We start from the raw sequence: 26,800 nt of genomic DNA on the forward strand, positions 1-26,800 counted from the left end.
CGGAAGGAAGAGGAAAACAACATGAAGAGACAATTATCCTTTGAGAATGAAAAGGAACTGATGCTGGTGGGAAAGGCGCTCGCCTCAGAGATTCGGATTCGTATCCTGAAGCTTCTGGATGAAAATCCCCTGTGCGTCAATGAGATCGCGGAGATTCTGCAGATTCCGCCCTCCTCAGCAGCTTTAAATGTCCGTGTACTGGAGGAAGCAGGACTTATCAGAACCGAGTTAAAACCCGGGGTCCGGGGCTCCATGAAGCTCTGCATCCGGCAGAACGAGGAACTGGTGGTTCATCTGCAGCAGGCAAAAGGAAAAAAGCATGAGGAACTCATTTCCATGCCTGTGGGCAATTATGTGGATTATAAAATAACGCCCACCTGCGGCATGGTCAATGATGAGGAGTATATTGACGGGGAAGACGAGCCACGGTGCTTTTATGATCCAAGGCGGACCACTGCCAAGCTGGTTTGGTTCTCCTCCGGTTATCTGGAATACCGGTTCCCCAATGCGGGGATTCAGGGAAGCCTGGTAAAGCGTTTGGAGATATCCGCGGAGCTGTGTTCAGAAACCGCAGATTATGATCTGGACTGTCCCTCAGACATCACACTGTGGGTCAACGGCGTGGACGCGGGAACCTGGGCCTGTCCCAGTGACTTCGGAGTCAGAAGAGGCAAGCTGAATCCGGACTGGTGGGAAGATAAGAATTCCCAGTACGGCAATCTGAAAAAATGGGTGATGGATACAGAGGGAACGTATCTGGACGGCGTGAAGGTGAGCGACGTTCCGGTATCCGGATATGATCTTGTGGAAGGCCCTTACATCTCGGTGCGTATCGGCATCAAGGAGGATGCGGAGCATATCGGCGGTGTCAATATCTTCGGCAGCAGTTTTGGGGATTACCCCCAGGATATCCTTATGCGGATTGAATATTGAAAAAAATATTTCCTGTGTTATAATAGGAACAGGAAAATTGTTTTAAAACAAAATTAATATAACTAATGTGCCTGCAGAATGCATCAGTTATATTGGAACATAGGAGGTAGGGAGGATGAAGCGAAAACTGCAAAACCGGTTTTGCGAGCTGTTTGGCGCAGACGGCGACATCCGTTTCTATTTTTCACCCGGCCGTGTGAACCTCATCGGGGAGCACACAGACTACAATGGAGGACATGTATTTCCCTGTGCCCTCACAAACGGTACATATGGAGCGGCGAGAATCCGGAATGACCGGAAACTGCGCCTTTACTCCGAGAATTTCAGCAACGCGGGGGTTTTTGAGACCAGCCTGGATGACCTGGCCTATCATGACAGGGCAGGGTGGACCAACTATCTGAAAGGTGTTATCTGGACCTTCTGCTCCAAGGGATACCCTGTGGAGAGAGGGCTTGACCTGGTGATCGGCGGCAATATTCCCAATGGTTCAGGGCTTTCCTCCTCCGCATCCATAGAGCTTCTTATGGCTATGGTTTTAAAAGATCTGTTTGGCTTTTCGGATATGAGCAAAACAGATATGGCCCTTTTCGGACAGTATGCGGAGAATAAATTCTGCGGTATGAACTGCGGAATCATGGACCAGTTTACTGTGGCCATGGGGAAGAAAGGCCATGCAATTTTCCTGGACACCAGCGATCTGGATTATAAATATGTGCCCATCAAACTGGGAAATGCTTCCCTTCTCATCTCTGTCAGCAACAAGAAAAGAAGGCTGACAGATTCCAAATACAATGAAAGAAGAAGGGAATGCGAGGCAGCGCTTCGGGAGCTTCAGTCAATCGTAAATATTCGTTCACTGGGCGAATTGACGGAGGAGGCTTTCGAGGAGGTCAAGGAGATCATCAAAGACCCGGTGCATGTCAGGCGTGCACGCCATGCGGTCTATGAGAACCAGCGGACCATACAGGCGGAAAAGGCTCTCAGGGAGCATGACCTGAAGCTGTTCGGCAGGCTTATGAATGAGTCACACATCTCACTGAGAGATGACTACGAAGTTACGGGAAGGGAGCTGGATACCCTGGCAGAGGCAGCCTGGAACCAGCCCGGCGTCCTGGGATCCCGCATGACAGGTGCAGGCTTTGGCGGCTGTACGGTCAGTATTGTGGAGGACGGCTTTGTGGATGCGTTTATACGGAATGTGGGCTCTTTTTATAAGAAGAAAATTGGTTACGGTGCGGATTTCTACAGAGTGGAGATTGGTGACGGGGCCAGAAGAATCGGATAACAGGAAGGGGAAATACTATGTTAAACAACAGTATTAAAAAACTTGTGCAGTACGGATTGGAGACAGGCCTGGTGCCTGCATGTGAGAGAAATTATACCATCAACCTGCTTCTGGATTTATTCCGTCAGGACGATTACGAGGAACCGGCAGAGGAGTATGAGAATGTGGACCTGGAGGAAACTCTGGGTGAACTCCTTGATGAAGCTGTAAAGCGCGGCCTTATTGAAGACAGTATCGGCTACCGCGACCTGTTTGACACCAAGATCATGAACTGCCTTATGCCGCGTCCGGCACAGGTGCAGGAAAAATTCTGGAAGGAATACGATAAATCCCCGGAGACAGCCACGGATTTCTTCTATAAGCTGAGCCAGGACAGCGATTACATCCGCCGCTATCGGATCAAAAAGGACAGAAAATGGACGGTGGACAGCCCGTACGGCACCATTGATATCACCATTAACCTGTCAAAACCGGAAAAAGATCCGAAAGCCATCGCAGCAGCTAAAAATGCAAAGCAGAGCAGCTATCCGAAATGTCTTCTCTGTATGGAGAATGAGGGATACGCAGGCCGTCTGAACCATCCGGCCAGAGAAAACCACAGGATCATCCCCATCACCATCAATGACAGCGGCTGGGGCTTCCAGTATTCCCCGTATGTGTACTATAATGAGCACTGCATTGTGTTCAACGGACAGCATGTGCCCATGAAGATCGAGAGAAACGCCTTTGTGAAGCTCTTTGACTTTGTAAAACTGTTCCCTCACTATTTCCTGGGCTCCAATGCGGATCTGCCTATCGTAGGCGGCTCTATACTGAGCCATGACCATTTCCAGGGAGGGCATTATACCTTTGCCATGGCGAAAGCACCCATGGAGGAGAGTGTGACCATACCGGGTTATGAGGATGTGGAGGCCGGCATTGTGCACTGGCCATTGTCCGTGCTCCGTATCCGTCACAGGGATGAGAAGCGCCTCATTGACCTGGCGTCACATGTGCTTGAAAACTGGAGAGGCTACACCGATGCGGATGCTTTTGTCTTTGCCGAGACAGACGGAGAACCGCACAATACCATCACTCCCATCGCAAGAAAGGTTGGAGACACCTTTGAACTGGATCTGACACTGAGAAACAACATTACCACAGAGGAGCACCCCCTTGGTGTCTATCATCCGCACGCAGAGTATCATCACATTAAGAAGGAGAACATCGGCCTGATCGAGGTAATGGGGCTGGCTGTACTTCCGGCAAGACTGAAAGACGAGCTGGAGCTGCTGGCATCCTATATTCTGGAAGGCAGAGACCCTGCGGAAAATGAGATGCTTCAGAAGCATGCGGACTGGGTAAAAGATTTCCTGCCCAAATACAAGGATATCAATCAGGACAACGTGATGGACATTCTCCAGGAAGAGGTAGGACAGGTCTTCGTCAAGGTGCTGGAGGACGCAGGCGTGTACAAATGTACCCCTGAGGGAAGAGCTGCATTCCGAAAATTCCTTGCCACATTATAAAATATCGGTTATAATAAGATACAAAAAAGACAGGTCGGGTGCCTGTCTTTTTTGTTAAAGATATGCTATACTAATTTTATATTGCCGGAAATTCCGGCTAAACAGACAGAAGAGAGTGTGAATACAAGGTATGAAAGAGAAAAGGGTAGCAGATTCCCAGACAGAGCAGACGTATCTCATGCGTCCCAAGTATCTGAATGGCTACGGAAAGCTTTTCGGCGGACAGCTCATGGGCTGGATCGACGAGATCGCCAGCATAGTAGCCATGCGGCACAGCGAATCCGAGATCACGACTGCTGCCATAGATAACCTGAATTTTAAAGAAAGTGCCTCTGTGGACGATGTGATCGTTCTGCGGGGAAAGATCACCCATGTGGGGCGCACTTCCATGGAAGTGCGTGTGGATACCTATGTGGAGAGCCGCCGGGGAATCCGAAAGATCATCAACCGTGCCTACGTGGTCATGGTGGCAGTGGATGACTGCCAGCATCCCATACCGGTACCGGGCCTGCTGGTGGAGACCGAGGCGGAAAAAGCCGAGTGGGAAGGCGGCGAAAAACGCTATGCCCTTCGCAAACAGCGGCGAATAGAAGGGTATTGAGTTGAGATATTGATAAATAAAGGAGATAAAGATGAGCGAAAAAATCCTGCTGATAGACGGACACAGTATACTGAACAGAGCTTATTACGGCCTGCCGGAGCTTACCAACTCAGAGGGGCTTCACACTAATGCCATATATGGCTTTTTAAACATCCTGTTCAAGACCATAGAGGAGGAGAAGCCGGATTACCTGACCGTAGCCTTTGATCTGCACGCGCCCACCTTCAGGCACCAGATGTATGATGCCTACAAAGGCACCAGAAAACCCATGCCACAGGAGCTGAGGGAGCAGGTGCCTGTGATGAAGGATGTGCTGGCAGCCATGGGTGTCTGTATGATCTCCATGGAGGGGTATGAGGCGGATGACTTACTGGGTACTCTGGCTAAGAAAAGTGAGGCAAAAGGCATGGAGGTCACAGTCCTCTCCGGGGACAGGGACCTTCTGCAGCTTGCCAGCAGCCATATCTGCATCAGAATCCCAAAGACCAGATTCGGCAAGACCACAGTGGAGGATTATTTCGCTGATGACGTGAAAGAAAAATACCAGTTAAGCCCTGAGCAGATCATTGAACTGAAAGCGCTCATGGGGGATGCCTCTGACAACATTCCGGGACTTCCGGGAGTCGGGGAGAAGACAGCCACCAAGATCCTGCTGGAATACGGAAGTGTGGAAAATGCCCACGCCCATGCGGAGGACATCAAGCCCAACAAGGCGAAGAACGCTTTTCTGGAGCATTATGACCTGGCTGTTTTGAGCAAAAAGCTGGCAACTATCAATACGGACAGTCCGGTGGATTACGACTGGGACAGTGCCAGGATCAAGGATTTTTACACCCAGGAAGCCTATGAGTTCTTCAAGGAGCTGGAATTTAAAAACTTCCTTTCCCGTTTTGAGGATACCAGTGCCCCGGCAGAGGCCCAGAAGAGCTTTTCAACAGTGACAGAGCTTGATAAGGCTGAGGAGATCTTTGCAAAGGCCAGGACAACGCCGGAGCTGGGACTCCATATCCTGAAGGAGAACGGTGTATTTTTGGGGATGGGCCTTGCCTGCAGGGATGGGGAGCGCGTTGTGTCCTACTGCTTCCTGCCCCAGGGTTTTCTCACAGAGGCCTATCTGCTGGAGCAGGCACAGATGCTCTGTCAGGAGGCAGCCATGGTATCTTCTCTGGATGTGAAATCCATGCTGCGTCAGATGAACCTGGAGAACCACACGAAGATGTTTGACGCGGGGATCGCGGCCTATCTGCTGAATCCGCTGAAATCTTCCTACACTTACGATGACATTGCAAAAGAGTACCTGGGAGAGATGCTTCCCGCGAAGGAAGACCTTCTGGGAAAACTGAATTATACAAAGGGAATGAAAGAACAGGAGGAACAGGCAGCATTGTCTGTCTGCTACATGGCTTACGTTGCCCTGAAAAGCAGGGAGCCTCTGAAAAAGGCTTTGGAGGAGACAAAAATGCTGCACCTGTTCACGGACATAGAGATGCCTCTTCTCTTTACCCTCTCTGACATGGAGAAGGAGGGAATCCGTGTGAATGCCCAGGCTTTAAAAGAATATGGGGACCAGCTTTACGTGAGGATTCAGGAGCTGGAGAAGGAGATCTACCGGGAGGCAGGGGAGGAGTTCAATATCAATTCCCCCAAACAGCTTGGCGTTATCTTATTTGAGAAGCTGCAGCTGCCTGGCGGCAAGAAGACCAAGACAGGATATTCCACTGCGGCGGACGTGCTGGAAAAGCTGGCCCCTGACCATAAGCTGGTAGCAGATATTCTGGAATACAGACAGCTTGCAAAGCTGAAATCCACCTATGCGGATGGGCTGGCTGTCTATATCGGTGCGGATGAGAGAATCCACTCCACCTTTAACCAGACCATCACGGCTACAGGGCGTATCAGCAGCACAGAACCGAATCTGCAGAACATTCCCATCCGCATGGAGCTTGGCAGGCTGATTCGGAAGGTATTTATCCCAAAAGACGGGTATGTGTTTACCGACGCGGATTACTCCCAGATCGAGCTGCGTGTGCTGGCGCATATGTCAGGGGATGAAAAGCTGATCCAGGCCTATCAGGAGGCCCAGGACATCCACCGTATGACAGCCTCCCAGGTATTCCACGTGCCTTTCGATGAGGTGACGGATCTGCAGAGGAGAAACGCCAAGGCAGTCAACTTCGGAATCGTCTATGGAATCAGCTCTTTCGGCTTATCCCAGGATTTGAGCATTACCAGAAAAGAGGCTGCCCAATATATCGAGAATTATTTTGAGACATACCCGAAGATCAAGGGATTTTTGGACGGGCTGGTGACCGAAGCAAAAGAGAAGGGATATGTGACCACCATGTTCGGCAGACGGCGTCCTGTTCCTGAGCTGAAATCCAGCAATTTCATGCAGCGCTCCTTCGGCGAGCGTGTGGCCATGAACTCGCCCATTCAGGGAACCGCGGCTGATATTATTAAAATCGCCATGATACGGGTATGGAAAGCTCTGAAGGAACAGCATTTAAAATCACGTCTGCTTCTGCAGGTGCACGATGAGCTTCTGGTGGAGACTGCAGAGGATGAGAAGGAACAGGTATCCGCGATTCTGGAAAAAGAGATGAAAAATGCCGCCAGCCTGGCGGTATCCCTGGAAATCGACATGCACACAGGCAGCAACTGGTATGAGGCGAAATAAATGCTGCTGTTCACACGCCGCTGTCCCGTCAGGTGTTTTCAGGCCGAAGGCATGAAAATCCCCGGGCAGCCGGCGTGAGGAAGGTGACGATCCGGATATGGGGACAGTCATAGGGGAGTACAATGGATAAAGGAGGAACTGTTATGAGAGTCATAGGTGTGACCGGAGGGGTAGGCTCCGGAAAGAGTTTTGTACTGAATTATATTGAGGAGCATTTTGATGCGCGGGTGGTAAAGGCAGATGACGTGGGACACCTGCTGATGATGCCCGGACAGGCCTGCTATGAGCCGGTGGTTCGGCTTTTTGGGGACTGGATCGTCAATGAGGACGGTTCTCTTAACAGGGAAACCATCGCCCAGATTGTGTTTGATAAGAAAGATATGCTGGAAAAACTCAATAAGATCATTCATCCGGCAGTGAAGAAATATATCATCCGGGAGATTGAGCGGTCCAAAAAAGAGGAGACGGAATTCTTCTTTATTGAGGCAGCTTTGTTATTGGAAGATAATTATGATGAAATTTATGATGAAATGTGGTATATTTATTGCGAAAAAGAAGTGCGCATGGAAAGGCTTCGCCGGGACAGGGGATATTCTGAGGAAAAAGCCCGAAGAGTAATGGAAAACCAGTTGTCCGAGGATGAGTTTGAAGCCAGATGTGACTTTTTACTATATAACGACGAAGATGTGGCACATACCTATCTTCAGATTGAGCGAAGGATGAGAACATATTATGAATCTATGTAGTATTGCCAGCGGAAGCAGCGGCAACTGTATTTACGTGGGCAGTGACCACGCAGGCGTCCTGGTAGATGTGGGGATCAGCGGCAAGAAGATTGAGGAAGGGCTCAACACCATTGACCGCACCACAAAGGACTGTGACGGTATCCTGATCACCCATGAGCACTCGGACCATATAAAAGGTCTGGGCGTCATCTCCAGAAAATATAAGATTCCCATCTACTGTACCAGGGGAACCATGGAGGAGATGCAGCGCATGACCACTCTGGGCAAGATGCCGGAGGGACTGTACCGGATCATACGGGCAGATGAACCATTTTCCATCGGGGATCTGGACATCCATCCCTTTAACATTTCCCATGACGCGGCAGAGCCTGTCGGGTACAGGGTGAATCATGAGGACAAGTCCGTGGGAATCGCAACGGACCTGGGCAAGTATAATGATTACATAGTGGAACAGCTCCAGGGACTGGATGCCCTTTTGCTGGAGGCAAACCACGACGTGAATATGCTGCAGGTGGGAAGTTATCCCTATTACTTAAAACAGAGGATCCTGGGCGAGAGAGGACATCTGTCCAACGAGTCAGCAGGCAGGCTTCTGTGCCGTCTGCTCCATGATAAAATGAAACAGATCATGCTGGGACATTTGAGCCGGGAGAACAATTACGAAGCACTGGCTTATGAGACCGTCTGCTCAGAGGTGACCATGGGGGAAAATCCCTGGTGTTCCTCAGACTTCAAAATCTCCGTAGCGCACAGGGACTGCGCGTCGGAACTGATTACCGTATAAAAAAAATACATCTGTGAGGAGAAAATAATGAAAAAGACAATTATCAGCGTAGTAGGACAGGATACCGTAGGAATCATCGCCAGAGTCTGCACCTATCTGGCAGAGAACAATATTAACATCCTGGATATTTCCCAGACCATCATTGACGGTTATTTCAACATGATGATGATCACAGATACCAGCAGATCCGAGAAGAAGCTGGATCAGATTTCTGCAGAATTATCTGTACTGGGTGAGGAGATCGGTGTTATGATCCACGCACAGCACGAGGATATCTTTACAAAAATGCACCGTATCTAAGCTGGAAAACCCGGGAAAGGACAAGAGAAAAATATGATTAACATTTTTGAAGTAAATGAGACCAACAAAATGATAGAGCAGGAAAATCTGGATGTGCGTACCATTACCATGGGAATCAGCCTTCTGGACTGCATAGATTCTGACCTGCAGCAGGTGAACAGAAAAATCTACGACAAGATCACCACCCTGGCAAGAAACCTGGTGAAGACCGGTGACGAGATTTCCGGAGAGTACGGAATCCCTGTTGTGAACAAGCGAATCTCCGTAACCCCCATTGCGCTGGTGGGCGGTGCGGCCTGCAAAGCGCCGGAGGATTTTGTGACTCTGGCAGAGACTCTGGATCGGGCAGCAAAAGAAGTGGGAGTGAACTTCATCGGCGGCTACTCTGCGCTTGTGTCAAAAGGTATGACAAAGGCGGACGAGATGCTGATCCGCTCCATCCCGGAAGCCCTGGCAGCCACAGAGAGAGTCTGCAGTTCCATCAACCTTGGCTCCTCCAAGACAGGCATCAACATGGATGCTGTGAAGCTTATGGGAGAAATCGTTCTTGCTACTGCCCAGGCGACCAGGGAGCAGGATTCCCTGGGATGTGCCAAACTGGTGGTATTCTGCAACGCCCCGGATGACAATCCGTTCATGGCAGGCGCTTTCCACGGTGTGACAGAGGCGGATGCCATTATCAATGTGGGTGTTTCCGGACCCGGTGTTGTGAAGACAGCCCTGGAAAAAGTGCGGGGAAAAGATTTTGAGGTGCTCTGCGAGACCATCAAGAAAACGGCCTTTAAAGTAACACGCGTGGGACAGCTGGTAGCCCAGGAGGCATCCAAGCGTCTGGGGATTCCCTTCGGCATCGTGGACCTGTCACTGGCACCCACTCCGGCCATCGGGGACAGTGTGGCAGATATTCTCCATGAGATCGGTGTGGAATATGCAGGTGCCCCAGGTACCACAGCAGCCCTTGCGCTTTTAAATGACCAGGTGAAAAAAGGCGGCGTTATGGCATCCTCCTATGTGGGCGGTTTAAGCGGTGCCTTCATTCCGGTCAGCGAGGACCAGGGAATGATCGATGCGGTCAATGCCAATGCCCTTACCATAGAGAAGCTGGAAGCCATGACCTGTGTCTGCTCTGTGGGCCTGGATATGATCGCCATTCCGGGAGACACCAAGGCCAGCACCATTGCCGGCATCATTGCGGATGAATGTGCCATCGGTATGGTGAACCAGAAGACAACGGCTGTCCGTTTGATTCCGGTTATCGGAAAAGGTGTGGGAGAGACTGTGGAATTCGGAGGACTTCTGGGCTATGCACCGATCATGCCGGTAAATCCGTATTCCTGTGAAGCGTTTGTAAACAGAGGCGGAAGGATTCCGGCTCCTATTCACAGCTTTAAAAATTAAAGAAATAGTCAGGCCGTGTTCCGGTTGTGGAATGCGGTCTTTTTTTTGTTTCTAAGCGGACGTCACCCGGGCCCTGGCATCTCTCACGCAAACACCCGCAACGCTCAGCCGAGCTAACCGTTAACTCCAACTAAGAGCACTCGGGAGAGCCCTCGTGTCTAAGTTTCCGTAAACGGTGGATCTCGTCTTCGCTAAAGACGCGGGCAAATGTTTGCGTGAGAGATGCCAGGGACCGGGTGACTGTGTACTGGAGGAACTTGTAGAAAAAAGAACTTGTGCAAATAGGAAAAATAAGTAAAAAAATATATTGACAAAATGTGTTAGTGTGTGCTAACTTATAGTTAGTTAGAAAAAGCTAACTGTAAGGATGATGGAAAATTAAGGAGTGATGAAAATGCCTTTGACTATGGCTTCAGCAGGAGAAACAAAGCAGATCAAAAAAGTGGGCGGCAAAGAAGAAGTGAGACGCCATCTGGAGAATCTCGGCTTTGTGACAGGAACAGACGTGACGGTGGTTTCCCGGTTAGGCGGAAACGTGATCGTCAGTGTAAAGGATTCCAGAGTTGCCATCAGCAGTGAGATGGCCAACAGGATCCTGGTTTGATAGAAATAGATGTAAGCCGCACCTTATAACGGGCGTGGTGATGTAGAAAGAGGAGGATATGCAGACATGGAAACACTGCGGAATGTAAAATGCGGACAGAGCGTCAGGGTGGTTAAACTGCACGGGGAAGGCGCTGTAAAACGCCGGATCATGGATATGGGGATCACCAAGGGCACAGATGTCTATGTGAGAAAAGTAGCGCCCTTCGGCGATCCGGTAGAAGTGACGGTGAGAGGCTATGAACTTTCCCTGCGGAAAGCAGACGCAGAGATGATCGAGATTCAGTAGATAAGCTGCCCGCCAAAACGGCCGCAGCATTTTTTTGGGATTTATGGTTAGAGGTTTCTAACCGTATTTTTTGGAAATAGAGGAGGAAGAGAGAATGTCAGTAAAAATTGCGCTTGCCGGCAACCCAAACTGTGGCAAGACCACACTGTTCAATGCGTTGACAGGGTCCAATCAGTTTGTGGGAAACTGGCCCGGTGTTACAGTAGAGAAGAAGGAAGGAAAACTGAAGGGAAACAAGGATGTAGTCATCATGGACCTTCCGGGAATTTATTCCCTGTCCCCTTACACACTGGAGGAAGTGGTAGCCAGAAATTATCTGATCACAGAACGCCCTGACGCCATACTGAATATTGTGGATGGCACGAACCTGGAGAGAAACCTGTATCTGTCGACCCAGCTTATGGAGCTTGGCATCCCTGTCATTATGGCAGTGAACATGATGGATGTGGTGGTGAAAAACGGAGACATCATTAAGATCGGTGAACTGTCCGGACAGCTCGGCTGTGAAGTGGTAGAGATTTCCGCTCTGAAGGGAACCGGTATCCGGGAAGCCGCAGAAAAGGCTGTGCGCATTGCCGGAAAGAAAAGCGCAGGCGCCCCGGTCCACAGATTCCAGAAGCGTGTGGAGGAAGCCCTGGATGAGATCGAGTCTTTGCTGGACGGCAATATCCCGGAAGAGCAGAGACGTTTTTACGCGGTAAAGCTGTTTGAGAGAGATTATAAGATCGGTGAGACCATATCCGGCCTGCCGGACGTGGAAACCATCGTCGCTTCCGTGGAAAAAGATTTGGACGATGATTCCGAGAGCATTATCACCAATGAGAGATACACGTACATAGGAGCTGTTGTAAAAAAAGCGTATATCAAAAAGAGCAGGGGAAAAATGACCACCTCAGATAAGATTGACGGAATTGTCACAAACCGTTTCCTCGGCCTTCCCATCTTCTTTCTCGTCATGGCACTGGTGTATTATGTGTCCGTCTCCACTGTGGGCGGATGGGCCACAGACTGGGTGAACGACGGCGTATTCGCTGACGGGTGGAATTTCCTGGGATTCTCCTCCCTGCATGTTCCTGCCATACCCGAACTGCTGAACAACGGACTGGAAGCCATTCACTGCGCGGCATGGCTTCAGAGCCTGATCGTGGACGGTATTGTTGCCGGTGTAGGCGCCGTACTGGGATTCGTGCCGCAGATGCTGGTGCTGTTTCTCTTCCTGGCATTCCTGGAGGGATGCGGATATATGGCACGTGTGGCTTTTATCATGGACCGTATTTTCCGTAAATTCGGTCTTTCCGGGAAATCCTTTATTCCCATGCTGATCGGCACAGGATGCGGGGTTCCGGGAATCATGGCATCAAGGACCATTGAAAATGACAGAGACCGGAAGATGACCATTATGACCACCACATTCATTCCGTGCAGCGCGAAACTGCCTATTATCGCGCTTATCGCAGGTGCTATCTTCGGCGGGGCCTGGTGGGTGGCGCCCAGTGCGTATATTGCAGGTGTTCTGGCTGTCATCTGCTCCGGCATCATTCTGAAAAAGACCAGAAAATTCTCCGGAGATCCGGCGCCTTTCGTTATGGAGCTTCCTACATACCATATGCCCACTGTGGGAAATGTCCTGCGCAGCATGTGGGAGAGAGGCTGGTCCTTCATTAAAAAAGCAGGCACGGTGATTCTTCTCTCTACTATCTTTATCTGGTTCACACAGGGATTTGGTTTCGAGAATGGTTCTTTCGGTATGGTGGAGGATATGGAGAACTCCCTGCTGGCAGGTATCGGAAGAGGCATCTCCTGGCTGTTCATCCCCCTTGGATGGGGAGACTGGAAAGCCGCAGTGGCAGCAGTTTCCGGACTGGTGGCAAAAGAGAACGTGGTCGGCACTTTTGGTATCCTCTATGGCTTTGCCGAGGTGGCAGAAGACGGTGCTGAGATATGGGGGACACTGGCAGGCAGCTTCACAGCAGCTGCAGCTTACTCTTTCCTGGTATTTAACCTTCTGTGCGCGCCCTGCTTTGCGGCGATGGGAGCAATCAAACGGGAGATGAACAATGGAGGCTGGTTCTGGTTTGCCATTGGATACCAGACACTGCTGGCTTACTGCTCCTCCCTGGTTGTTTACCAGATCGGACATCTGCTGGAGGGCGGAGCCTTCGGTATAGGTACTGCGGCGGCGATCCTGGTTGTGGTATTCTTCCTGTATATGCTGTTCAGACCGTATAAGGAAAAAGGAGATACATGGAACATAAAAATGAAAACAGGGAAGGCTGTGAAGGCATAAGTGCCTCCTGTCCCGCCCGGAAAGGTAAGATGAATATGAATGCTGGAACAATCCTGGTTCTGCTGGTCCTGCTCTGTATAGTGGGGCTGGTCGTGAGAAAAATCGTGAAAGACAAAAAGGCCGGCAAAACATGCGGAAGCTGCAGTGGAAACTGCAGCTGCTGCCATGGGGCAGCAGAGCAGAAAATAAAATAGAAGTGCGGATGCAGATCGCAGATCAAAGGATAACGGGAGACTTTTGTATATCATTTACAAAGGCTGTCCCGTTTTTCTGTGCGCGCACGGTGCTGTACAGATTGGAGGCAAACAGATCCTGTTCAAATCTTTTCGCAGACTGCGGGGCAAGAAGTTTTCCGTAATCCGCGGCCTTGGTGACAAGGGTCATATCCGTATTTGCCTTAATCTCTTTTAAGAGTCCTCCGGCGTTCTTACGGAACCCCAGAATCCGTGCGTAGGAGGCTTTCGGGGGACAGCCCCTTTCTGCCTTTATGCCCAGAAGCACATGGAGAAGCGCGCGGTTTATGCGGGTGTAAGTCAGCTCACGCGTCTTAAGAAGCGCGGAAAACTGAGAATAACTGTGAAATTCGTTTAGGTGCGCGTGTATGCGCCTTGCAAGCTCCGGGGACATATCGGAATATGCGGCCAGCTCTTTCGGGGAAAGCCGCATAAGCTGATAGCAGAGCAGCAGGGAAAAATCATCCTCCCACACAGGAGCCTCCGCGGACAGGCGCCTGGCTGTAAGAAGGGCAGAGGACTCCGGCATGGCCCCTGCAAGGAGTTTGGACCAGTGGACGGATTCTGTCCTTTTTTCCGTATCGTTATCCCGTATAAGCTTCCGCACTGCAGTGGCGCTGGAATAGGAATCAGTGAGAGCGTCGTCGTGATACCCGGCCCCGGCACGTTTCAGGGCAGTTGGCTGTATGCTGCTGCCGGCCCTTTTGAGGGCCTTGATATACTCCAGGCCCAGAATATTGTTGGGGAAATCCAAAAGCTCCGGCAGAAGTCCCGGATGGTTCAGGGCACCCACTGCTTCCCTGCGCGCTGCGGGAAAAGAGTACCCCTTTTTTAAGAGGGAGCGAAGCTGCTCCCGGTAGACATCACTTTCCTGTAAAAGCACTTCGGCGCAGGAAAGGAGCGCCTGGGTATCCCCGGTTTCACTGCCAAAAGAGAGCGCATTTACACATCCAAGCTGCTCCAGAATCGAGACAGCACCCCAGGCAAAAGATTCCGCGCTGGCACATGCATTTGCGGCGGGAAGCTCCAGCACCAGATCAGCGCCCCCAAGAAGCGCTGCCTCTGTGCGCAGATACTTGTCAAACAGGGCGGGAGCGCCCCTTTGGACAAAGTCTCCGCTCATGACCACAACAAGATAGTCCGCATCTGTAAGTTCTCTGGCTTTTTCCAAGTGATAGGCATGGCCTTTGTGAAAAGGATTGTATTCAGCTACTATGCCGGTGATTCTGCTCATATGATTTTTCGTTTCCCTTCTGGTGATTGCTGCATTGGTCCGTTCAGGTCTGCGTCTTTTTGACCGTGCGATGCCTATAATATAACAAAATCATCCGCTGCAGACAACTGTTTACATGCATATTATGAAAAAATGTTTTGAAAAGAATACAAAATTTCCCCGTAAATTTCCCAGGTACCCTTGTACCATTTTTTGAAAAGATGTATAATGATACCAAACGTGGTCATTTTGGCCGCGAAGATGTATGATAACGGAGGAAAAAACATGAACGTATTAGTAGTAAACTGCGGAAGTTCATCCCTGAAATTCCAGTTAATCAATTCTGACACAGAAGAAGTGGCCGCAAAAGGCTTATGCGAACGTATCGGTATCGACGGAAGACTGGTTTACCAGCCCACAGGCGGTGAGAAAGAGACAACAGAAGCAGCAATGCCAACACATACAGAGGCCATCAAAATGGTTTTGGACGCTTTGGTCAATCCGAAAACAGGCGTATTAAAGAGTCTGGATGAAGTGGAAGCCATCGGACACCGTGTCCTGCACGGCGGCGCCAAAATCTCTGACTCCTGTATTATCAATGACGAGGTGATCTCTGTTATTGAAGAGTGCTGTGACCTTGGACCTCTGCACAACCCTGCAAACTTAATGGGTATCCGTGCATGTATGGAGCTGATGCCGGGCAAACCAAACGTAGCTGTATTCGACACCGCTTTCCATCAGACTATGCCGGAAAAAGCATACATGTATGCAATCCCGTACAAATATTATGACAAATACAAAGTCCGCAAATACGGTTTCCACGGAACCTCTCATCGTTTCGTATCCAAAGAGACCATTAAATTCCTGGGACTTGACCCGGATAACTCCAAAGTGATCGTAGCTCACTTAGGAAACGGTTCCTCCATCAGCGCTGTTGTGAACGGCAAATGTGTGGATACCAGCATGGGCCTGACTCCTCTGGAAGGTCTTGTTATGGGTACACGTTCCGGAGATCTGGACCCGGCTGTTTTAGAGTTCATCTGCGGAAAAGAAAACATTGATGTAAAAGAGATGGTACGCATCCTGAACAAAGAATCCGGTCTGTTAGGTCTGTCAAAAGGCCTGTCCAGCGACTTCCGTGACTTAAACGAAGCCAGAGAGCAGGGCAACCCGGATGCCAAGAGAGCTGTTGACTGCCTGTGCTACCGCATTGTAAAATACATCGGTTCCTACGTTGCAGCCATGAACGGCGTGGACGCCATCGCTTTCACCGGCGGTATCGGCGAGAACGCTATTCCGGTTCGTGAGACAGTTGTGAAGAGCCTTTCCTACCTGGGAATCACTCTGGACGAGGAAGCAAACCAGAAACGCGGTGAGAACATGATCATCTCCACAGCAGATTCCAAAGTGAAAGTTGCCGTAGTTCCCACCAACGAAGAGCTTGCAATCTGTCAGGAAACAGCAGAATTAGTCAAGAATCAGAAATAATAGTTGACAAATAGAAAATCCCTATGTATAATTTACTAGGTGTGATTAGGAGACTATTATGCTAATTGATTTATCAGAAATTTTATCCCTGGAAGGAAAGACACAGGTCATAGAAGCACCTGTTTCCATGGATTCCTTTCAATCGAAACTGGGCAGCTTTCCTGTGAAGGACAAAGAGCCAGTGATTCTTACAATTACGAATACCGGCAAAAAGGTTCTGCACCTGGAAGCAAGAGGCAGTGTGACTCTGTCCATTCCCTGTGACCGCTGTTTAAAAGAGGTCCCGGTGGATTTTCCCTTTGCACTGGAAAGAGATATGGATATGAAGGTTTCGGAGGAAGACAGGATAAAAGACTTAGATGAAATTAATTATGTCACAGGTTGTAGCCTGGATGTTGAGCAGTTAGTGCATAATGAGATTTTAATCCGTTGGCCTTTACGGGTCCTGTGTCAAGAGGACTGCAAGGGAATCTGCAGCCATTGCGGCAAAGATTTAAATGACGGCCCCTGTTCCTGTGAGCAGGAAAGCCTCGATCCGAGAATGGCAGCAATCCGTGATATATTTAGCAAATTTAAGGAGGTGTAACTATGTCCATCTGTCCAAAAAATAAAACTTCAAAAGCAAGAAGAGATAAAAGAAGAGCAAACTGGAAAATGAGCGCTCCGAACTTAGTAAAATGCAGCAAATGTGGAGCTTTAATGATGCCACACAGAGTGTGCAAAGCTTGCGGAAGTTACAACAAAAAAGAAATCATCAAAATGGGTGAAGAATAATTCATGCATGAGAAAGGCCTTCTGGACAACCAGGAGGCCTTTTTTGTAATATTTTTGTAATAAATTTATAAAAAACCTTGCGATTTATGTAAAAACAAGTTAATATAGAACTGGTATGACGTAGATTAGACGAAAAACATTACATTTCTATTAAAGGAGGAAGATGGATGAATAAATGGTTAAAGAAAGGGATTCTGCTTCTTGCAGTCGGATGCCTTACTTTTGCCGTGACAGGCTGCAGCGGGGAAAAGGTGATGGACAAGGTGCTGGAGAAGACAGACCCCAAGCCGGACAATACAGAGAAGAGCAGTGAAGAGGAAGACGAGAACAAAACCCAGGAGCCGGAGGTTGAGGTTGCCAAACCGGAGCTGACCACAAACTTAAGCGGTTCCGTTACCTATAAGACAGGAGACAAGGCCGAGGCCCTGAAAGTGGAGGCCAAGACATCGGACAAGGGCGTTATCACATACCAGTGGTATCAGAGCCAGACCAACACCAACGGAGGCGGCACCCCTGTGGAGGGCGAGACAAAGAACACCTTTACACCGCCCACCGGTGAAGCCAAGACCATGTATTACTATGTGGTAGCGACCAGCACCATCGGTTCCTCCACAAACGGGATCACCAGCGACACGGCAGAGGTCATAGTCTCAGACGACGCAGAGAGCAAGAACGCCGAGAAGAAGAAATCCGAGGAAAAAAAGAAAGAGAAGAAGGAGAAAAAGACCTCCGGAACCTGGAAAGAATCGGATAAAGGCTGGTGGTATGATTACGGGGACGGCACATTTCCCAAGAGCCAGTGGCTGGAGATCGACGGCAAATGGTATGCCTTTGATGACCATGGGTATATGAGGAAAGGCTGGTACCAGGAAGGCAGCACCTGGTATTATCTGAAGGATGACGGTTCCATGGCAGTGGATACGGATGTGGAAGGCTATCATCTGGGCAGCGACGGAAAGATGCAGTAAAAGACAGGTATATAAAAATGGCAGGCGGCTGCTGTAAAAGATGTTTCTTTTACAGCAGCCCTCTTGCGGTTTTAAAGGATGTCTGGTAAAATTATCTGCAGAATACAGGAGGCAGAATATGGAGAATATGACAATTGTGGCAGTGGATGCCATGGGAGGCGACAATGCACCGGCAGAGATTGTCAAAGGTGCAGTGGACGCTGTGAAAGAAAAAGCAAACCTGAAGGTGCTTCTGGTAGGTCTGGAAGAGGCCGTAAAAAAAGAACTGGAGGCCTGCGGCAATCCGGGGGAGAAGATTGAGATCGTCCCCGCATCCCAGGTGATCGAGACAGGAGAACCGCCGGTTGCCGCGATCCGGGGCAAAAAGGATTCCTCTATCGTAGTGGGGATGAAGCTGGTGAAGAAAGGGGAAGCAGACGCTTTCGTATCCGCAGGAAGCTCCGGAGCCATCCTGGTGGGAGGGACAACCATTGTGGGCAGGATCAAAGGTGTGGAGCGAGCGCCTCTGGCCCCGCTGATTCCCACAAGAGACGGTGTGTCTCTCTTAATAGACTGCGGTGCAAACGTGGATGCCCGCTCTTCCCATCTGATACAGTTTGCCCGTATGGGTTCCATCTATATGGAGCATGTTATGGGCGTCAAAAAGCCCCGTGTGGGAATTGTGAACATAGGCGTTGAGGAAGAAAAGGGAAATGCCCTGGTGAAAGAAACATATCCGCTGCTGAAAGCGTGTGAAGACATTAACTTTGTAGGCAGCATTGAAGCCAGAGAAATCCCAAACGGTGCGGCGGATGTGATCGTGACAGAAGCCTTTGTGGGAAATGTCATTCTGAAGCTTTATGAGGGCGTGGGGGCCACTCTGATCTCCAAGGTGAAACAGGGCATGATGACAAGCCTGCGCAGCAAAATAGGCGCGCTTTTGGTAAAGCCGGCCCTCAAATCCACATTAAAAAGCTTTGACGCCAGCGAGTACGGCGGAGCACCGCTTTTGGGACTCAAGGGACTTGTGGTAAAATGCCACGGAAGTTCCAAGTCTGCGGAGGTAAAAAACTCCATCATCCAGTGTATTTCGTTCAAAGAGCAGAATATCAGCGAACGGATCCGGGAGAATATCATTTCGTCAGATAAAAAGGAAGAAGCGTAAGGAGGAAAAGAGATGGAACTGGAAAAATTACAGAAGATTATAGCAGAGGTTTTGAATGTGGATACACAGGAGGTTTCCATGGATACCACATTTGTTGAAGACCTGGGAGCCGACTCTCTGGACATTTTTCAAATCATCATGGGTATCGAGGAGGAATTTGATATCGAGATTCCCACAGAACAGGTGGAGAAGATCGTATCTGTAGGCGATGCGGTGGAAGAGATTAAAAACCTGATTGGTTAATGACATATCGGATGCCCCAAATCCGGCTGCCGGATTCAATCTGAATCTTCCGGGGGTTTGGCGGCATCCTCTTTTGCTTATCAAAACAGAAAATGCGGGACATGTCCCGGAAAGGAAAAATATGAAAAACTTGAAAAAACTCATGGAACTGGAGGCAAAGACAGGATATAAATTCCAGAATTTCGATCTGCTCATCAATGCCATGACCCACAGCTCCTACGCCAATGAGCATCGAATTTCCTATGTGGGAAACAACGAGCGCCTGGAATTTTTAGGGGATGCCGTGCTGGAACTGACCTCCAGTGAATTTTTGTTTGAAAAGTATTCCCAGATGCCTGAGGGAGAATTGACAAAGAAGCGTGCCAGCATGGTCTGCGAGCCAACTCTGGCGCTCTGTGCAAGAGAACTGTCACTGGGTGAGTATCTGCTTTTAGGTAAAGGCGAGGAGGCTACGGGAGGCCGCAGGAGAGATTCCATTGTGTCAGATGCCATGGAAGCGCTGATCGGCGCCATTTACCTGGATGGCGGTTTTGCTAATGCAAAAGAGTTCGTTCAGAGGTTTATCCTGAATGATATTGAGAATAAACAGCTCTTTTATGATAGCAAGACTACACTTCAGGAGATCGTACAGGGCAGGTATGAGGAGGATGTGCGGTATGTGCTCCTTAGGGAAGAGGGACCTGACCACAACAAATCCTTCTATATGCAGGCACTTCTGGGAGAAAAGGTGCTGGGTGAGGGCTGCGGCCACACCAAGAAGGCAGCCGAACAGCAGGCAGCCTACTGCGCCATCAAAAAACTGAAAAACGACAAAGGTGATTTATGTATCTAAAGAGTATTGAAGTGCAGGGGTTTAAATCCTTTGCCAATAAGATAACATTTGAATTTCATAACGGCATTACCGGCATTGTGGGGCCAAACGGCAGCGGCAAGAGCAATGTAGGCGATGCGGTCCGCTGGGTACTTGGTGAGCAGAGCGCCAAACAGCTCCGAGGGGGCAATATGCAGGATGTTATCTTCTCCGGCACGGAGACGAGAAAACCCCTGGGATTTGCCTACGTTGCCATTACACTTGACAACAGCGACCACCAGCTCCCCATTGACTATGAGGAGGTCACAATAGCCAGGAGGCTGTACCGTTCCGGTGAGAGTGAGTATCTCATGAACGGCACCTCCTGCCGGTTAAAGGATGTCAATGAGCTGTTCTACGATACCGGTATCGGCAAAGAGGGCTATTCCATTATCGGACAGGGCCAGATCGACAAGATCTTAAGCGGCAAGCCGGAGGAGAGAAGAGAGCTCTTCGACGAGGCGGCCGGAATCGTGAAATTCAAGCGGAGAAAGGCTTCCGCCCTTAAAAAGCTGGAGGAGGAACAGCAGAACCTGACCCGTGTCAGCGATATCCTCTCAGAGCTGACAAGACAGCTTGCGCCTTTGGAGCGCCAGTCCGAGACAGCCAGGGTGTATTTAAAGAAAAGGGAGGAATTAAAGGGCCTGGACACCCAGATGTTCCTCTCCGAGATGGAGCGGATCAAAGAGCAGCTTCGCGAGGTGGAGGGCAAGTATACCATTGCCCAAAATGACCTGGAGGAGACCATCAAAAGCTTTGAGACCACCAAGACCGAGTACGAGCAGCTTGAAAAGGAGCTGGAGGAACTGGAGGAGAAGATTCAGCAGTTCCGGGAAGAATCCACCGGGAAGGCCCTTCTCAAGCAGCAGCTGGAAGGTCAGATCAATGTTTTAAACGAGCAGATCCACGCGGCAAGACAGAGTGATGAGCAGTACCGGGAGCGGGTAAAGCACCTGGAAGGCGAGATCGCCAGACGCCGGGAAGATACGGAGAAATACACCCGGGAAAAAAGTGAGCTGGATGCCGGGCTTGCAAAAGCGGAGGCAGCCCAGGAAGCGGCAAAAAAAGAATTCCGGGATCTGGCTATTGAGATCCACAAACTGGAAGGGAAGATTGAGGAGGATAAGAATGAGATCATAGAAATCCTCAATATGCGGGCCTCTACCAAGGGAAAGATGCAGCGTTATGATGCCATGATGGAGCAGATATCCCTGAGAAAGACAGAGCTAAACCAGAAACTCCTGCGCCTGAAAAGCGAGGCAGGCCAGCAAAGAGAGGCAAAAGAGCGCTACGAGAAGGAACAGCAGGAGATAGAGGAGAACATAGAAAAGCTCACCAGACAGAGTAATGACAGCGAGGATGAGATCAAGCGCTGCCAGGCACAGATCTCCAAAGCCAGCCGGGAGCTGGACATCGGACAGACCGCCTATCACAGGGAGGCATCCCGCCTGGAATCCCTGCAGAATATCACAGAGCGCTATGACGGCTACGGCAACAGTATCCGCCGGGTCATGGAGCAGAAAAAAAATGTTCCGGGCATCCGGGGCGTTGTGGCGGATCTGATCAAAGTCCAGAAAAATTATGAGACTGCCATTGAGACCGCTCTCGGCGGCAGCATCCAGAACATAGTCACAGACAATGAGGGCACAGCCAAGGAACTGATCACCTTTTTAAAGCGCAACAAGTACGGCCGGGCAACCTTCCTTCCCCTCACCAGTATGAAAAACAAAAAGCCGTTTGCCAATGCAGCGGCATTAAAAGAGCCGGGTGTTATCGGAGTGGCCAGTGAGCTGGTGACTGTGGACAAGGAGTACGAGGGGCTGACGAACTATCTGCTGGGCAGGACCCTGGTGGTGGACCACATTGACCACGGTATTGCCATTGCCAGGAAATACCAGTATACCATCCGTATGGTAACCATTGAGGGTGAGTCTTTAAACCCCGGCGGTTCCCTGACCGGCGGTGCCTTTAAGAACAACAGCAATCTGCTGGGGCGCCGAAGAGAAATCGATGAGCTGCAGAACAGTGTGGAGCTGCTCAAAAAAGATCTGGAAAAGAAGCAGGCCGAGCTGGACGGATTCCGGGAAAAGAGAAACCATTTCCGTGATGAGGTGGCACGCCTTTCGGAACTTCTGCAGGAGCAGTATCTGCGCGACAACACCGTGCGCATGAATCTGCAGTCTATGTCAGCCAAAAAGCAGGAGATCGCAGACGGATATGAAAGCCTGAAAAAAGAGAATGCAGAGCTTGAAAAACAGGTGGCCGAGATATCCGAGAACAGCGATTCTATCCGTCTGGAGCTGGAGACCAGCGCGGCTCAGGAAAAAGCCCTGGAGGATGCCATCACCAGGAACCAGGAGACTCTGGACGAGAAGAAAAAGCTGGAATCAGAGCGTTCCAGAAGTCTGGAACAGGCCCATCTGGAGACTGCCAACCTGACATCAAAACGGGGATTCCTGGAGGAGAACCTGTCAAGGCTGAAAGAGGAGAATGACAATTTACAGTCCCAGATGGAAGCTCTGCAGGGCAGCCTTAAAAACGGTAAGGCCGATATGGAGAAAAAAGTCAGGGACATTGAAGAAATTCGGCAGACTATCAGACAGGCAGAGAAGGAAGCGGTGGAGGACGAGGCAAAAATGCAGGAGTACCTTCAGCGCAAAGAGGAGATGAACCGCACCCACAAGTCCTTCTTTGACAAGCGGGATGAGCTGTCCGCCAGAATGAACCTTCTGGACAAGGAGTGCTACCGTCTCACCAGCCAGAAAGAAAAGCTGGAGGAAAACCAAGAGAATCAGGTCAACTATATGTGGGAAGAATATGAGATGACCTATGGCCAGGCACTTGGGCAGGCTCCTGCCAAGCTTTTGGAGCGCACAGAGATCAAGAAAGCACTGGGAGTCGTGAGGGATGAGATCAAAAAGCTGGGCAATGTGAACGTAAATGCCATTGAGGAGTATAAGGAGCTGTCAGAGCGCCATACCTTCTTAAGCACACAGCATGCGGATCTGGTACAGGCGGAGCAGACCCTTCTCCAGATCATAGATGAGCTGGATACAGGTATGCGGAATCAGTTTGAGGAGAAATTTTCACAGATCCGCATGGAGTTTGACAAAGCGTTCAAGGAGCTGTTCGGCGGAGGAAAGGGTACGCTGGAACTGGATGAGGACGCGGATATTCTGGAGGCAGGCATCCGCATCATATCCCAGCCCCCGGGCAAAAAGCTGCAGAATATGATGCAGCTCTCCGGTGGGGAGAAGGCGCTGACAGCCATTGCCCTGCTGTTCGCCATCCAGAACCTGAAGCCGTCCCCCTTCTGTCTGCTGGATGAGATCGAGGCAGCGCTGGACGATTCCAATGTTACCCGCTACGCAAAATATCTTCATAAGTTGACAAAAAATACGCAATTTATTATTATAACACATAGAAGAGGAACCATGACGGCTGCTGACCGCCTGTACGGTATCACGATGCAGGAAAAGGGCGTGTCCACACTTGTTTCCGTCAACCTCATAGAAAACGATTTGGACAAATAGGAGGGCATATGGCAGAGGAGAAAGAAAAGAAAGGCTTTTTTCAGCGCCTGGTTGCGGGACTTTCCAAGACCAGGGCGAATATTGTATCCGGCATAGATTCCATTTTCAGCGGATACTCCAGTATTGACGATGATTTTTATGAAGAAATAGAAGAAATCCTTGTTATGGGAGATCTGGGGATCAATGCCACCACCCATATTGTGGAGGACTTAAAGGCCCAGGTGGCTGAGAAGAAGATAAAAGACCCGCAGGAGTGCAAGCAGCTTCTCATGGACAGCATCAAATCCCAGATGGCTGTGGGGGAGACCGCGTATGAGTTCGAGCACCGCAAGTCTGTGGTCCTTGTCATCGGCGTCAACGGTGTGGGCAAGACCACATCTGTGGGCAAGCTGGCAGGCAAGTTAAAGGACCAGGGGAAAAAGGTCATTTTGGCGGCAGCAGACACCTTCCGCGCAGCGGCAGGGGAACAGCTTACCCAATGGGCAAAAAGGGCCGGTGTGGAGCTGATCGGCGGACAGTCAGGGGCAGACCCCGCAAGTGTGGTCTATGACGCCATCGCGGCGGCAAAAGCCAGGGACGCGGATGTTCTTCTCTGCGACACGGCAGGACGCCTTCACAATAAGAAGAACCTCATGGAGGAGCTGAGAAAGATCTACCGCATTATTGAGCGGGAATATCCGGAGGCATACCTGGAGACACTGGTAGTCCTGGACGGCACCACAGGCCAGAACGCGCTTCTGCAGGCCAGGCAGTTCAATGAGGTTGCCAATGTGACAGGCATTATCTTAACGAAACTGGACGGAACAGCAAAAGGCGGAATTGCGGTGGCAATCGAATCTGAGCTTGACATTCCGGTGAAATATATAGGGGTAGGAGAGAGCATTGACGATTTGCAGAAATTTAATTCCGATGAATTCGTAAACGCGCTTTTCGACATCAAGGAGTAAAGGAGAAAAATTATGCTGACCCTGGAAAAATTTGAAGAAGCGTCGGAAACAGTAAAAAAAGTGACGCAGGACACCAAGCTGGTCTACAGCGACTATTTCAGCGCACAGACCGGCAACAAAGTTTACCTGAAACCGGAAAATATGCAGGTGACGGGAGCTTACAAGCTCCGCGGCGCCTACTATAAGATCAGTACCCTGTCTGAGGAGGAGCGCGGCAAAGGCCTGATCACCGCCTCTGCAGGCAACCATGCACAGGGCGTTGCCTACGCGGCAAAAGCCTTCGGCGCAAAGGCTGTGATCGTCATGCCGACCACAACACCTCTTATCAAAGTGGAGCGCACCAAAAGCTACGGCGCGGAGGTGGTCCTGTACGGAAATGTTTACGATGAAGCCTGCGAGTATGCCTACAAACTGGCGGAGGAGCACGGGTACACCTTTATCCATCCCTTCGATGACCCTGCAGTAGCCACCGGACAGGGGACCATTGCCATGGAAATCATCAAGGAACTGCCCCTGGTGGATTACATTTTGGTGCCCATCGGCGGCGGCGGCCTGGCAACAGGCGTTTCCACCCTTGTAAAACTGCTGAACCCCAATATCAAAGTCATCGGTGTGGAGCCGGCGGGAGCAAACTGTATGCAGGTATCCCTAAAAGAGGGGGAAGTGGTGACATTAGACGGGGTCAACACCATCGCAGACGGTACTGCAGTAAAACGCCCCGGTGACCATATCTTCCCATATATCCAGAAAAATGTGGATGAGATCATCACGGTTGAGGATTCCGAACTGATCGTGGCATTTTTGGATATGGTGGAGAACCACAAAATGATCGTGGAGAATTCCGGACTTCTCACAGTGGCTGCCCTGAAACATTTAAAATTCACCGGAAAAAAGGTGGTATCCATCTTAAGCGGCGGCAATATGGATGTCATCACCATGGCCTCTGTGGTACAGCTTGGCCTGATTGCCCGTGACAGGATCTTTACAGTTTCTGTTCTTCTGCCTGATAAGCCCGGTGAGCTGGTGCGTGTGGCAACTGTCATCGCCCAGCAGCAGGGCAATGTAGTCAAACTGGACCACAACCAGTTTATCAGCGCCAACCGTTCCGCGGCTGTGGAGCTGAAGATCACTATTGAGGCATTCGGTACGGACCACAAGAACCAGATCATCAAAGCGCTGGAGGATGAGGGATACCGCCCGAAACAGATCACAGCGAATCTTTGATCACCATGAGGCAGTACATAAATAAAATTGCGGCTGCCGGTCTGATTTTAGCATCCCTCCTGCTTCTGGGAGGATGCCGCAGGACAGAGGATGTGAGTGGTTATGTTCAGGCATGTCTGGACTACCGGTATCAGAAGAGTCCGGAGAAATATTGTGAACTGACAGGCATTTCCGCTTCCCAGGCAGAAAAAGAGTCAGAAGCGCTTCTGGAAAAAAGCATTTCCGGGGTAAAAGAACTGCATTTTTCCTCTGATGAGAAGTACAGCAGTTTTACGGATATATGCAGGAAAATACTGAAAAAGGCCGATTACCAGGTGGGAGAGTCACAGAAAAAGCATGGGGAGCAAAGCGGCTATCTGGTAACGGTCACCTACCGCCCCCTGCCTGTGGAGGAAACCATCAGCGCGGAATATGATTCCTATCTGGAGACAGAGAGCATTCCCTCAGACGGGGAAACGCTCTATCTGGGGGATGTGCTCACAGAGGTGCTGGACAGCTCCCTGGAGATTGTGGAGTACAGAGAAGAAAAGTCCCTGGAGATATCTGTGGAGGAACAGGACGGCAGGCTGGCAATTGAAGAGGAAGAGCTTGGAAGGCTGGATGACGCGTTGTTTGGAATCGCGGAAGTGAGAGATACAGAGTGACATGAAAAGAGCGACAGCATAAAAAGAGACGGCTGCTGCCGGAAGTAATCCTGATATGATACCTCTTAAGTAGACAATGGAAATAACCAAAAGCTACTTAGGAGGTATTTTTATGTCCAAATCACCAC

Annotated in this window: 25 protein-coding genes; 24 read left to right on the top strand and 1 reads right to left on the bottom strand. The window is 50.1% G+C overall.

The window, feature by feature from the left end; all coding sequences use genetic code 11:
* Positions 1-21: 21 nt before the first annotated feature.
* The 13 genes from WMO65_RS18870 to WMO65_RS18930 all read left to right on the top strand — a co-directional run bounded on the left by WMO65_RS18870 (position 22) and on the right by WMO65_RS18930 (position 13,605).
* A complete protein-coding gene (locus WMO65_RS18870) occupies positions 22-933 on the top strand; it encodes an ArsR/SmtB family transcription factor (RefSeq protein WP_148393561.1) in 912 nt (303 codons plus the stop codon).
* 115 nt (positions 934-1,048) lie between these two features.
* Positions 1,049-2,218: a galactokinase gene (locus WMO65_RS18875; RefSeq protein WP_054352456.1), complete on the top strand. Its 1,170-nt coding sequence runs from the start codon at positions 1,049-1,051 to the stop codon at positions 2,216-2,218.
* A gap of 17 nt (positions 2,219-2,235) precedes the next feature.
* Positions 2,236-3,726 carry a UDP-glucose--hexose-1-phosphate uridylyltransferase gene (gene galT / locus WMO65_RS18880; RefSeq protein ID WP_148393562.1) on the top strand — a complete coding sequence of 497 codons (1,491 nt, stop codon included), beginning with the start codon at positions 2,236-2,238 and terminating at the stop codon, positions 3,724-3,726.
* Between the two features lie 130 nt (positions 3,727-3,856).
* Positions 3,857-4,327, top strand: a complete 471-nt coding sequence (locus WMO65_RS18885) for an acyl-CoA thioesterase (RefSeq protein WP_033143371.1) — start codon at positions 3,857-3,859, stop codon at positions 4,325-4,327.
* 31 nt (positions 4,328-4,358) lie between these two features.
* Positions 4,359-7,004, top strand: coding sequence for a DNA polymerase I (polA, locus tag WMO65_RS18890; protein ID WP_148393563.1), 2,646 nt, complete (start codon positions 4,359-4,361; stop codon positions 7,002-7,004).
* 143 nt (positions 7,005-7,147) lie between these two features.
* Positions 7,148-7,750 carry a dephospho-CoA kinase gene (coaE, locus tag WMO65_RS18895; protein WP_033143373.1) on the top strand — a complete coding sequence of 201 codons (603 nt, stop codon included), beginning with the start codon at positions 7,148-7,150 and terminating at the stop codon, positions 7,748-7,750.
* Entirely contained in the window at positions 7,737-8,534 is a 798-nt protein-coding gene (locus WMO65_RS18900) for an MBL fold metallo-hydrolase (protein ID WP_033143374.1), read from the top strand. Before coaE ends, WMO65_RS18900 begins: the two co-directional genes overlap by 14 nt.
* A 27-nt stretch (positions 8,535-8,561) precedes the next feature.
* Positions 8,562-8,834 carry an ACT domain-containing protein gene (locus WMO65_RS18905; RefSeq protein ID WP_033143375.1) on the top strand — a complete coding sequence of 91 codons (273 nt, stop codon included), beginning with the start codon at positions 8,562-8,564 and terminating at the stop codon, positions 8,832-8,834.
* Positions 8,835-8,867: 33 nt separating this feature from the next.
* Positions 8,868-10,232 carry a PFL family protein gene (locus tag WMO65_RS18910; RefSeq protein WP_033143376.1) on the top strand — a complete coding sequence of 455 codons (1,365 nt, stop codon included), beginning with the start codon at positions 8,868-8,870 and terminating at the stop codon, positions 10,230-10,232.
* Between the two features lie 394 nt (positions 10,233-10,626).
* Positions 10,627-10,836, top strand: coding sequence for a FeoA family protein (locus WMO65_RS18915; RefSeq protein ID WP_054352457.1), 210 nt, complete (start codon positions 10,627-10,629; stop codon positions 10,834-10,836).
* Positions 10,837-10,902: 66 nt separating this feature from the next.
* A complete protein-coding gene (locus tag WMO65_RS18920) occupies positions 10,903-11,124 on the top strand; it encodes a FeoA family protein (RefSeq protein ID WP_033143378.1) in 222 nt (73 codons plus the stop codon).
* Between the two features lie 94 nt (positions 11,125-11,218).
* Positions 11,219-13,411: a ferrous iron transport protein B gene (gene feoB, locus WMO65_RS18925; protein WP_148393564.1), complete on the top strand. Its 2,193-nt coding sequence runs from the start codon at positions 11,219-11,221 to the stop codon at positions 13,409-13,411.
* A 35-nt stretch (positions 13,412-13,446) separates the two neighbouring features.
* Positions 13,447-13,605, top strand: coding sequence for a FeoB-associated Cys-rich membrane protein (locus WMO65_RS18930; protein WP_054352493.1), 159 nt, complete (start codon positions 13,447-13,449; stop codon positions 13,603-13,605).
* Between the two features lie 22 nt (positions 13,606-13,627).
* Here WMO65_RS18930 and WMO65_RS18935 read toward each other — a convergent pair whose 3' ends face one another.
* Positions 13,628-14,878, bottom strand: a complete 1,251-nt coding sequence (locus tag WMO65_RS18935) for a tRNA(Met) cytidine acetate ligase (RefSeq protein ID WP_148393565.1) — start codon at positions 14,876-14,878, stop codon at positions 13,628-13,630.
* 264 nt (positions 14,879-15,142) lie between these two features.
* On the opposite strand from WMO65_RS18935, the gene WMO65_RS18940 reads away from it, so the two are divergent.
* The 11 genes from WMO65_RS18940 to WMO65_RS18990 all read left to right on the top strand — a co-directional run bounded on the left by WMO65_RS18940 (position 15,143) and on the right by WMO65_RS18990 (position 26,672).
* The gene (locus tag WMO65_RS18940) at positions 15,143-16,345 is read left to right on the top strand and encodes an acetate/propionate family kinase (protein ID WP_033143381.1); all 1,203 of its coding nucleotides are present in this window, start codon (positions 15,143-15,145) and stop codon (positions 16,343-16,345) included.
* A gap of 58 nt (positions 16,346-16,403) precedes the next feature.
* Positions 16,404-16,931, top strand: coding sequence for a YceD family protein (locus WMO65_RS18945; protein ID WP_054352460.1), 528 nt, complete (start codon positions 16,404-16,406; stop codon positions 16,929-16,931).
* Positions 16,932-16,933: 2 nt separating this feature from the next.
* Complete coding sequence (gene rpmF / locus WMO65_RS18950) at positions 16,934-17,119, top strand: 50S ribosomal protein L32 (protein WP_018597460.1); 186 nt, start codon at positions 16,934-16,936, stop codon at positions 17,117-17,119.
* Between the two features lie 167 nt (positions 17,120-17,286).
* Complete coding sequence (locus WMO65_RS18955; RefSeq protein WP_052099689.1) at positions 17,287-18,087, top strand: hypothetical protein; 801 nt, start codon at positions 17,287-17,289, stop codon at positions 18,085-18,087.
* 118 nt (positions 18,088-18,205) lie between these two features.
* Positions 18,206-19,231, top strand: a complete 1,026-nt coding sequence (plsX, locus tag WMO65_RS18960) for a phosphate acyltransferase PlsX (protein ID WP_148393566.1) — start codon at positions 18,206-18,208, stop codon at positions 19,229-19,231.
* Positions 19,232-19,243: 12 nt separating this feature from the next.
* Entirely contained in the window at positions 19,244-19,474 is a 231-nt protein-coding gene (acpP, locus tag WMO65_RS18965; protein WP_033143383.1) for an acyl carrier protein, read from the top strand.
* 121 nt (positions 19,475-19,595) lie between these two features.
* Entirely contained in the window at positions 19,596-20,306 is a 711-nt protein-coding gene (rnc, locus tag WMO65_RS18970; protein WP_033143394.1) for a ribonuclease III, read from the top strand.
* Positions 20,297-23,857, top strand: coding sequence for a chromosome segregation protein SMC (gene smc, locus WMO65_RS18975; protein WP_148393567.1), 3,561 nt, complete (start codon positions 20,297-20,299; stop codon positions 23,855-23,857). Before rnc ends, smc begins: the two co-directional genes overlap by 10 nt.
* 8 nt (positions 23,858-23,865) lie before the next feature.
* A complete protein-coding gene (ftsY, locus tag WMO65_RS18980) occupies positions 23,866-24,804 on the top strand; it encodes a signal recognition particle-docking protein FtsY (protein WP_033143385.1) in 939 nt (312 codons plus the stop codon).
* 12 nt (positions 24,805-24,816) lie between these two features.
* Positions 24,817-26,028, top strand: coding sequence for a threonine ammonia-lyase (ilvA, locus tag WMO65_RS18985; RefSeq protein ID WP_033143386.1), 1,212 nt, complete (start codon positions 24,817-24,819; stop codon positions 26,026-26,028).
* 5 nt (positions 26,029-26,033) lie between these two features.
* Positions 26,034-26,672, top strand: coding sequence for a hypothetical protein (locus tag WMO65_RS18990; RefSeq protein WP_148393568.1), 639 nt, complete (start codon positions 26,034-26,036; stop codon positions 26,670-26,672).
* The last annotated feature ends 128 nt before the right edge of the window (positions 26,673-26,800 follow it).

The organism is Blautia caccae (assembly GCF_040095955.1).
Classification (GTDB): Bacteria; Bacillota; Clostridia; order Lachnospirales; family Lachnospiraceae; genus Blautia; species Blautia celeris.